Source organism: Micromonospora sp. D75 (assembly GCF_018070405.1).
GTDB lineage: Bacteria > Actinomycetota > Actinomycetes > Mycobacteriales > Micromonosporaceae > Micromonospora > Micromonospora chalcea.
In genome coordinates this window covers 1-8,973 of sequence record NZ_JAGPXV010000200.1, presented here as the reverse complement: position 1 = coordinate 8,973, position 8,973 = coordinate 1, and the positions used below count along the sequence as shown (strand labels likewise).

Here is an 8,973-nt window from a genome sequence, read left to right as displayed (position 1 = left end):
GGGTGGCGGTCTCGGCGTTCTTCGGCGCCGGGCAGACGTACCTGCTGCAACAGCACTCCGACAACATCCAGCAGGTCTACTCCTGGCTGCTCGGGCGGCTCGCCACCGCCGGCTGGCACGACGTGTGGCTGGTCCTGCCGTACTTCGTGCTCACCGCCGTGGTGGTGCTGCTGCACCGGCGTGAGCTGGACGTGCTCTCCGTCGGCGACGACGAGGCCACCGGTCTCGGCCTGCACCCGCAGCGCTCCCGCTACCTGCTGATCGCCGCCGCGTCGCTCGGTACCGCCGCAGCGGTCTCCGCGTCCGGGCTGATCGGCTTCGTCGGCATCATCGTGCCGCACACCATGCGGCTGCTCTTCGGCTCCAGCCACCGGATCATCCTGCCGCTGTCCATGCTGTTCGGCGGCGCGTTCCTCGCGCTCACCGACGTGGTCGCCCGTACCGCCGCCGCCCCCGCCGAGATCCCGATCGGCGTGGTCACCGCGCTGCTCGGCGGCCCGTTCTTCGTCCTCGTCCTGCGTACCGCCCGCCGGGTGGCGATGTGAACGCCCCCGCCGTGCGCGTGCACGACCTGCGGGTCGCCCTCGGCGGCAACCCGATCCTGGCCGGCGTCGACCTCACGGTCGCCGCCGGCGAGTGGGTCACCGTCATCGGACCCAACGGCGCCGGCAAGTCGACCCTGTTGCGCGCCGTCGGCGGCCTGCTGACCGGCCCGGGCGAGGTCGCACTCTTCGGTACGCCGATCGGCGCGCTCCGCCGCCGCGAACGGGCCCGGGTGGTGGCCACGGTGGCCCAGTCCCCGGTGGTGCCGGCCGGCATGTCGGTCTTCGACTACACGCTGCTCGGGCGTACCCCGTACATCCCGGCGCTGGGCCGCGAGTCCGCCGCCGACCTGGCCGCCGTGCACGAGGTGCTGGACCGGCTCGACCTCGGCCCGTTCGCGCACCGTGAGCTGGCCACGCTCTCCGGCGGCGAGCGGCAGCGCGTCTTCCTGGCCCGGGCGCTGGCCCAGGGCGCCACCCTGCTGCTGCTGGACGAGCCGACGAGCGCGCTGGACATCGGGCACCAGCAGGAGGTGCTGGAACTGGTCGACCAGCTCCGCCGCGAGCACGGCCTGACCGTGCTGGCCACCATGCACGACCTCTCCATCGCCGGCGAGTACGCCGACCGCCTGGTGCTGCTGGCCGACGGCCGGGTGGCCGCCGCCGGTCCACCGGACGAGGTGCTCACCGAGGCCCTGCTGGCCCGCCACTACCGAGCCCACATCCGGGTGATCCCCGGCGACCACGGCCCCTTGGTGGTCCCCGTCCGCCCAACCTGACCTCACCCGCCCCGCCTTCGCGCGGTCGATCTTGCACTTCCGGCCCCGACAAAAGGTGCGAATGTAACGCCACGAGGGCCGCAACTGCAAGATCGGCGGACGGGGTGGCGGCTTTGCCGCTGAACAGCCCACCCTCAGGGAGCGCCGTCCCGAATCCTGGGCAGGTGTTCCGATTGCCGGGAGGGCAGATAGATCTTGGTACGAACAGGCCCTCCTAGGGGCCAACCCGTACCAAGATCTCGACCGGACCCGCCTCGCGCGCGGCGGAGGGGGTCAGCGGAGGGTGGAGATGGAGAAGAGGGCGCCGGACGGGTCGCGCAGGGCGGCGCTGCGGCCGGCCGGGTTGTCGCGCGGCGGGACCAGGATGGTGCCGCCCAGCTCGGCGGCCCGCGCGGCGGTGACGTCGGCGTCCTCCACCGCGAAGTAGACGGCCCAGTACGCGGGCAGGTCCTCCGGCATCGGCTCGGCCCGGGGCAGCATCCCGGCGACGATCCGGGCGCCGCAGCGCCACCCGGTGTACGGCACCGGCCCGGCGGGACGTTCCTCCGGGTGCCAGCCGAAGACCAGCGCGTAGAACTCCTTGGCGTTCTCCGGATCGGGGGTGACCAGCTCGTTCCAGCACATCGCGCCGGGTGCGTTGAACAGTTCGGCCCCGCGCATCGCCATCGGCTGCCAGACGCTGAACACCGCGCCCGCCGGGTCGGCGAGCACCGCCATCCGGCCCTGCGTGGCGACGTCGAACGGGGAGACCACCACCTGCCCACCGGCCGCCTCCACCCGGGTCGCGACAAGGTCGGCGTCGTCGGTGGCCACGTACATCGACCAGACCGGCACCTGGTCCGGCGTGGCCGGCGGGCCGGCCCCGGCGACGGCCTTGCCGTTCTTCTGGAAGACGGTGTAGCCGCCCGCTTCCGGCTCGGGGGAGATCTGCCCGGTCCAGCCGAACAGCTCGGGGTAGAACCGTCGCGCGTCCTCCAGCCCCGGCGTGGCCAGGTCGGTCCAGCAGGGTGTGCCGGGCTCGACGCCGTTCACGGTGACCCCTCTCGCCGGGGACGGTCCCGCTGACCCGCCCTGTCGGCATCGTGGCACCGCCGGGTCGGCCACCGGGCCGGAACCGGACAAAAGGTCAGGTGAAGCGGCGTCCCTCGTCCCGCCGGTACGCCCAGCCGGCGGCCGCGGCGAGCACCAGCACCCAGACTCCCAGCATCACCAGCGACAGGGTGCCGGGCCGGAAGTCGGTCACCGCCGCCCAGATCAGTTCCACCGCGCCCCGGGTCGGCAGGTAGGGGGCGATCGCCTTGATGAAGCCGGGCGCGTCGTCCGGCCCGGAGAGCAGGCCGCCGCCGAACGCCAGCGGGAAGAAGATCACCTGCGCCACCACGATCGCCGCCTTGCTCGGCAGCGCGTAGCCGATCGCCAGGCCGAGCAGCGTGAACGGCACCGAGATCACCGCTACCGCGCCGAGCCCGAGCAGGAACTGCAGCGCGCTGACCCGGGCCTCGGTGGCCACCGCGGCGATCACCACCACCGGGATCATCGACACGTACGTCAGCACCAGCCCGGCCAGGATCCGCCCGGTGAGTCGCGGGGCCGGTCCGGTCGGCAGGGTCCGGGTGTACGGGTTCCAGGGCTGGTCGCGGTCCTCGGCGACACCCACGCCGTACTGGAAGATGTTGGCGCTCATCACCGCGAACGTCACCATGGCGGCGGTGGCGTAGGTGGCGCCGGTGGGGTCGTCGCCGGCGAACGGCACCACGAAGAAGAGCATCGCGGCCGCGGGGAAGAAGGCGCTGCCCACCACCGCCACCGGAATCCGGATGATCTCCAGGAGGTGGTAGCGGGCGTGGACGAGGGCGAGCGGCACGACTGTCTCCTAGGCGGGGGTGGGCGCGGGCCGGTCGCCGGCCGTGATGGCGAGGAACGCCTCCTCCAGCGAGGTGGGCCGGACCTCCAGGTCGCGGAACGCCACCCCGGCGGTGACCAGGTCGCGGACGAGCTGGTCGGCGTCGGTGGTGAGCAGGTGCACCCGCCCGTCGGCGCGTTCGGTGGCGACCACCCCGGGCAGCGTCGGCAGGTCGTCGGCGACCAGGCTGACCCGGCGTACGCCGACCATCCCGCGGATCGCCGCCACCGAGTCGTCGGCCAGTACCCGCCCGTGGCCGATCACCACGACGCGCTGCGCGAGCGCCTCCACCTCCTCCAGGTAGTGGCTGCTCAGCAGCACGGCGCCGCCGTCGGCGTGGAAGCCGCGGATCGCGTCCCAGAGCGCGTGCCGCGCCTCCACGTCGAGGCCGGTGGTCGGCTCGTCCAGCACCACCAGCCGGGGACGGCCGACGAACGCCAGCGCCACCGCCAGCCGGCGACGCTGGCCGCCGGAGAGGCCGCCGGTCTGCCGGCGTACCTGGTCGGCGAGGCCGAACCGGTCGAGCAGTTCGCCCCGGGGCACCGGGTCGGGGAAGTGCGCGGAGACGAAGTCGACCACCTCGCCGACCCGCAGCGTGCCGGGCAGGCCGGTCTCCTGCGGCGTGACGCCGAGCTGCCGCCGGCTCGCCGGGTCACGCGGGTCGCCGCCGCACAACTCGACCCGGCCGCCGCTCGGGCGGCGCAGCCCGACCAGCAGGTTGATCAGGGTGCTCTTGCCGGCGCCGTTCGGGCCGAGCAGGCCGACCAGCTCCCCGGCCCGGACGGTCAGGTCGACCCGGTCCAGGGCCAGCACGTCGCCGTAGCGGCGACTGACCTGTTCGGCGCGGGCCAGGATCATCCGGGGCTCCTCGGGCGGCGGAAGGGTGCTCGTGCACTCCCTGTCTACCGTGCCGGGGCAACCGTCGCCGCCCCCTGTGGAACTGCGCACATCCCCTAGGCTGGTGGCGCCGTCGAGGACGGTGGAAGTTCCGACCGGACACTGGGGAGGGTCCGTGACCAGTCCGAGCAGGAATCTCGAGGTGCAGCCGGAGGCGTTGACGGCGTTCGCCGCCGCCTCCCGGGACCGGGCCGGCCAGTTCCGTGAGCTGCACCGGCTGTTCCGCGACGGCCACGTGGCCCGGCACGCGTTCGGCGTGATGCCCGCGTCGTTCAGTCTCGCCGCCGCGTACGAGCAGCAGTTCGAGGCGTGCCTGGCAGGGCTGGAGGACGGCGCCGAGGTGATGGCGACGATCGCCGAAGGGCTCCGCGACACCGCCGAGGCGTACACCGGCACGGACGTGGCCAACACCGACATGTTCCAGCCGGGCGCCTGAGGGGGGCGGGATGAGCACCGAGGCGCTGCAGCGCAACAAGACCTACTTCGAGCAGATCGTGTCGGGCACGCCCGACCCGTTCAAGCCGCTCTCGAACGCGGTGCTGTGGCCGTTCGAGCAGCTGCTGGAGCTGGTCGCCGGCGAGCCGGACGATCTGATGCGGGCGGCCCAGCTCGCGCTGACCACCGGCGACGCGGTCCGGCGGATCGCCGGCGACCAGGTCGCCGACCGGGCCCGGCTGCGCGGCGCCTGGGACGGCGACGCGGCGGACAAGTTCCACGCCTCGATGGAGTCGATCGAGGAGGCGATGGAGGAACTGGCCAAGGGGCTGGACGGCACCAAGGAGGTGCTGGTCGACGCCGCCAATGCCGCTGTCGACGCGTTCAACCTGCTGGTCGAGCTGATCCTGGAGTTCCTGCTCTGGTTCCTGACCGAGGTCATCATCGCCGCGGTGGCGGCAGTGCTGAGCGCCGGGGTGAGCCTGGCCGCCACAGTGGTACGGGTGCTGGCCCGGCTCGCCACCACCGTCGGCCGCATGGTCAAGATCGTGGCGCGGTTCGCGGAGATCCTCACGAAGCTCGCCACCAAGCTCCAGAAGGTCGCCGAGCTGCTCATGCGCTACCGCCAGGTGGTGCTGGAGCTCCGCAAGGCCAAGAAGGCGTACGGCGCGTTCAGTAAGGCCGGCTACACCAGGGAGGCGGTGCTGTTCAAGGCCAAACGCGCCGCCATCCTGTTCCCGGGCAAGTTCGCCATCAACCAGGCGTCACCGGTGAACATCCCCGGTATCGGCGGCGCCCTGCTCGACACCGGCATGGGGCTGCACGACATCTCCGACGGGCGCAAGGACCGCAACTACCTGGTGGACGGCACGTACCGCGAGGATCTCGGCCCGTACACAAAGGGCGTGCAGAACGTGTTCGACTCGATCGTGAACTGAGAGGCACCCATGACGTTCCCGGCCCTGGACCGGATCGAGGCGCTGGCCCGCAACCTGGACGGGTGGCAGCGCGAACTCGGCGCGCGGATGGCCGAGCTGGAGCAGAGCAGCGCCCAGGGGGTCAGCGACTCCGGCCTGGTCACCGTGGTGGCCGCCGCCGACGGCAAGATTCTCTCCACCGATATCAACGCGCGGGCCATGCGGTTCGACTCGTACACGCTGGCCGAGGAGATCACCGCCGCGGCGAACCGGGCGCAGGAGGCCGCCGCCGCCCGGGTACGCGAGATCGTCGGCGAGGTGATGGGCAACGCCCCGGCGGCGGAGCGCCGTACCGACGACGGCTACGGCGACGGCCGATACTGAGCCGATGGACGAGACCAGATACCGCGACCCGATCGACCGGCTCGTCGAGCCGGGCGAGCGCGTGCTGGCCCACGCCAAGGCCGACGTCGGCCAGGGCCTCGCTCCGGCGCCGCCGCCCGAGCCGGAGTCCACTGCCGAGCCGGGTCGGCGGACGCTCGGCTCGGTGCTGCTGAACGTCCTCCTGCCGCTCGCCACCTGGGACCGCGGCGACCGGCTGGTCGACGCGATCGGCTGGGGGATCGCCGGCCGTGGCCAACCCGGCTCGGCCGCCTCCCGCCTGCACCGCGCGCTCCGCCCGGCCCGGCCCGACCTCCAGGTCCGGGAGACGCTGCTCGCGGTCACCGACCGGCGGCTGCTGGTCTGCCGTACCGGCGGGGTCAAGCTGCTGGCCGGGCGCGAGGCCGAGGAACGCGCGCTGGCCGAGACGTCGGTGGCGTGGTCGGCCGCGCGTGCGGAGGTCGCCTCGGCCCGGGTCGGGTGGCACCGGCTCAACCCGAAGCGGCTGCGGATCGACTTCACCGACGGTTCCTGGCTGTCGTTCACCGTGCCGATCGCCGAGTCCGGCCGGCCGCTGCGCGAGGTCGCCGCCGCGCTGAGCGCCTGACGGGTCCGCCCGCCCGGGCCGCGGCCGGGCCGCAGCCGCCCGCCCGCGTCAGGCCGTCAGCGGCGCGGGCAGCGGCTCGCGGTGCAGCACGGCCAGGCGGGAGACCGCCCGGGTCAGCACCACGTAGAGGCGGTGCAGCCCACGCGGCTCGGCGGCCACGATCGCGGCCGGCTCGACGACCACCACGTGGTCGTACGCCAGGCCCTTGACCAGCGTCGCCGGGACCACGGTTACGCGCGCCGCGGCCTCGACGTCGTCGGCGGTCGCGGTTGCGACGCCCGCGTCGGCGAGCGCCGCGCGCAGCCGGTCCACCGCGTCGTCGGCGGCGATCACGCCGACCGAGCCGTCGTGCGCGAGCGCCGCCCGCACCTCGGCCACCGTCGCGGCCGTCAGGTCCTCGGCGGTACGCACATCCAGCGCGCCGTCGTGGCGAAGCGAGCGGGCCGGGGGTACGTCGACGGCGAGCGCCGGCAGCAGCCGGTTCGCGAACGCCACCACTGCCGCCGGCACCCGGAAGCCCACGCTCAGCGGCACCACAGCGGCGTCCGGCTTGCCCAGGTGGGCCAGGGACTCCCGCCAGTCGGTCGCGGCCCACGGCGCGGTGCCCTGGGCGAGGTCGCCGAGAAGCGTGATCGAGCCGTGCTCGCTGCGCCGGGCGATGGCGCGGCACTGCATCGGGGAGAGGTCCTGCGCCTCGTCCACCACCACGTGCCCGAAGCCGGCGGGCCGTTCCAGCAGCCCGGCCACCTCGTCGATGAGCACCGCGTCGGCGGCGGTCCACCGGGTCGCCTTCGCGGTGCGCGCGGGCTTGCCGGACCGGAACAGCTCCTGCTCCTCGGGCGTGAGCAGGCCGTCCGCGGCGGCGGCGAGCGCGTCGGCGTCGGTGCGCAGCCGGTGCAGCAGCCCGTCCGGGGTGAGCGCCGGCCAGACCGCGTCGAGCAGGTCGGTGACCGGCTTGATCCGGCTCATCCGGCGCAACCAGGCGTCGCTCGGCGACTCCGCCCGGCGCGCCTCCGCCTGGCGTTGCAGCAGCCCCACCACCCGCGCCCGGACCCGTTCCCGGCCGGTGGCGTAGGGCAGCCCCTCCTGGCGCGTCTCGGTGACCAGCCGGTGCAGCGGGTCGAGCCCGATCCGCCACCGGTACGAGCCGTCCGACACCATGATCGGCTCGGTGGGCGTACCGATGTGGGCCTCGACGGCCCGGCGCAGCACCTCGGCCATCCGGACGTCGTGCTTGAGCGCGGCGGCGGCCGGATCGTCGACAGCGCGGACCGGGACCCGCGCGACCAGGTCCTCCACGGTGGCCTGCTCGACCTCGACCTCACCGAGCGCGGGGAGCACCGCCGCGATGTACGACAGGAACGCCCGGTTCGGCCCGACGATCAGCACTCCCGAGCGGCGCAGTCGTTCCCGGTGCAGGTAGAGCAGGTACGCGGCGCGGTGCAGCCCGACCGCTGTCTTCCCGGTGCCGGGCGCGCCCTGCACGCAGATCGAGTCGGCCAGGTCGGCCCGGACCAGTTCGTCCTGCTCCGGCTGGATGGTGGCGACGATGTCGCGCATCGGGCCGACGCGGGGGCGCTCGATCTCGGCGGTGAGGATGCGGCTGGCGGTGCCGAGTTCCTCGCCCCGGTCCAGGCGCTCGTCCTCGAAGCTGGTCAGCACGCCCGCGCTGAACCCGAACCGGCGGCGTACGGCGACGCCCTGCGGGTCACGCGCGCTGGCCCGGTAGAACGACCGGGACACCGGGGCCCGCCAGTCCAGCACCAGCGGCTCGCCCAGCTCGTCGGTGACGTGCCGCCGCCCGACGTGGTAGTCCCGCCCGGCGTGGTCCGGGTCCGTCTCCCCGAAGTCGAGGCGGCCGAAGAACAGCGGCGTGGTCGGGTCGTCGGCCAGCTCCTTGACCCGCCGGGCCATGTGCCGGCCGAGCTGCTCGGCGGTGTACGAGTCACCGGCCACCTTGTCGCCGGTGGCGAAGAGCGCCTCGGCGCGCTCCCGCATGCGGGTCAGCGCGGCGCGGGAGGCGGTGAGGTGGGCGCGCTCGGCGGCGAGTTCGGCGTCGAGGTCGGGCGTGGCGTCACGTTCGGGCGTGGCGTCAAGTTCGGTTGCGGGCACTGTGAACTCCGATGGCTCAACTGAGGCTCGCTCGCGTGTCCGGGGCGGTTGGCCTGCTCCCGGCGCGGGGACGTCCGCTGCGGTGCATGCTCACCGCGGCCGTCGGGCGGCCATCCACGCTACGGCCATCCAGCCGCCCGCACCACCGATTTTTCCCACCCGTAGCGATCTTGGTACGCGGCCGCCCCCAGAGGGGCGGTGTCGTACCAAGATCTGGCCGGTGGCGGGCTGCACCTCGCCTCTGTAGGCGCGGGATCATTGGGGCATGACCGAGGCGCGGCCCGAGCAGCGCCGAGTGACGATCAGCGACCCGCAGGTGATGCGGGCGCTGGCTCACCCGGCCCGTATGGCGATCATGGAACATCTCGGCACGCTGGAGGGCGGTGCGACGGCCACCGAG

Annotated in this window: 10 protein-coding genes; 6 read left to right on the top strand and 4 right to left on the bottom strand. The window is 73.7% G+C overall.

All coding sequences use genetic code 11. The features are described from left to right. Both KBX39_RS14470 and KBX39_RS14465 read left to right on the top strand, forming a co-directional pair. Positions 1 to 545: iron ABC transporter permease (locus tag KBX39_RS14470; RefSeq protein ID WP_210871007.1), on the top strand; the 545-nt coding region annotated here is incomplete at its 5' end. Next, on the top strand, positions 542 to 1,321 hold the full coding sequence (locus KBX39_RS14465; protein ID WP_210871005.1) for an ABC transporter ATP-binding protein: 780 nt from the start codon (positions 542 to 544) through the stop codon (positions 1,319 to 1,321). The genes KBX39_RS14470 and KBX39_RS14465, both read left to right, overlap by 4 nt. 273 nt (positions 1,322 to 1,594) lie before the next feature. Here the strand turns inward: KBX39_RS14465 and KBX39_RS14460 are convergent, their stop codons facing one another. The 3 genes from KBX39_RS14460 to KBX39_RS14450 all read right to left on the bottom strand — a co-directional run bounded on the left by KBX39_RS14460 (position 1,595) and on the right by KBX39_RS14450 (position 4,082). Next, complete coding sequence (locus tag KBX39_RS14460) at positions 1,595 to 2,353, bottom strand: VOC family protein (protein ID WP_210871003.1); 759 nt, start codon at positions 2,351 to 2,353, stop codon at positions 1,595 to 1,597. Positions 2,354 to 2,447: 94 nt separating this feature from the next. Then, positions 2,448 to 3,185: an ABC transporter permease gene (locus tag KBX39_RS14455; protein ID WP_043327358.1), complete on the bottom strand. Its 738-nt coding sequence runs from the start codon at positions 3,183 to 3,185 to the stop codon at positions 2,448 to 2,450. A gap of 9 nt (positions 3,186 to 3,194) precedes the next feature. Beyond that, entirely contained in the window at positions 3,195 to 4,082 is an 888-nt protein-coding gene (locus tag KBX39_RS14450) for an ABC transporter ATP-binding protein (RefSeq protein ID WP_043327355.1), read from the bottom strand. Between the two features lie 154 nt (positions 4,083 to 4,236). On the opposite strand from KBX39_RS14450, the gene KBX39_RS14445 reads away from it, so the two are divergent. The 4 genes from KBX39_RS14445 to KBX39_RS14430 are packed head-to-tail and all read left to right on the top strand — an operon-like array spanning position 4,237 to position 6,461. Further along, positions 4,237 to 4,557: a type VII secretion target gene (locus tag KBX39_RS14445; RefSeq protein WP_043327353.1), complete on the top strand. Its 321-nt coding sequence runs from the start codon at positions 4,237 to 4,239 to the stop codon at positions 4,555 to 4,557. Between the two features lie 10 nt (positions 4,558 to 4,567). Further along, positions 4,568 to 5,494: a WXG100 family type VII secretion target gene (locus KBX39_RS14440; protein WP_043327351.1), complete on the top strand. Its 927-nt coding sequence runs from the start codon at positions 4,568 to 4,570 to the stop codon at positions 5,492 to 5,494. A gap of 9 nt (positions 5,495 to 5,503) precedes the next feature. Continuing rightward, a complete protein-coding gene (locus KBX39_RS14435) occupies positions 5,504 to 5,857 on the top strand; it encodes a YbaB/EbfC family nucleoid-associated protein (protein WP_043327350.1) in 354 nt (117 codons plus the stop codon). A gap of 4 nt (positions 5,858 to 5,861) precedes the next feature. Further along, positions 5,862 to 6,461: a hypothetical protein gene (locus KBX39_RS14430; protein ID WP_187693545.1), complete on the top strand. Its 600-nt coding sequence runs from the start codon at positions 5,862 to 5,864 to the stop codon at positions 6,459 to 6,461. Between the two features lie 48 nt (positions 6,462 to 6,509). On the opposite strand, the gene KBX39_RS14425 is transcribed toward KBX39_RS14430, so the two are convergent. Beyond that, positions 6,510 to 8,573, bottom strand: coding sequence for an AAA family ATPase (locus tag KBX39_RS14425; protein ID WP_210871001.1), 2,064 nt, complete (start codon positions 8,571 to 8,573; stop codon positions 6,510 to 6,512). Positions 8,574 to 8,973: the final 400 nt, after the last annotated feature.

Bases quoted from the DNA above. Each gene is read 5' to 3' on its own strand.
- KBX39_RS14435 (WP_043327350.1), top strand. From the start codon at position 5,504: ATGACGTTCCCGGCCCTGGACCGGATCGAGGCGCTGGCCCGCAACCTG.
- KBX39_RS14450 (WP_043327355.1), bottom strand. From the start codon at position 4,082: ATGATCCTGGCCCGCGCCGAACAGGTCAGTCGCCGCTACGGCGACGTG.
- KBX39_RS14430 (WP_187693545.1), top strand. From the start codon at position 5,862: ATGGACGAGACCAGATACCGCGACCCGATCGACCGGCTCGTCGAGCCG.
- KBX39_RS14440 (WP_043327351.1), top strand. From the start codon at position 4,568: ATGAGCACCGAGGCGCTGCAGCGCAACAAGACCTACTTCGAGCAGATC.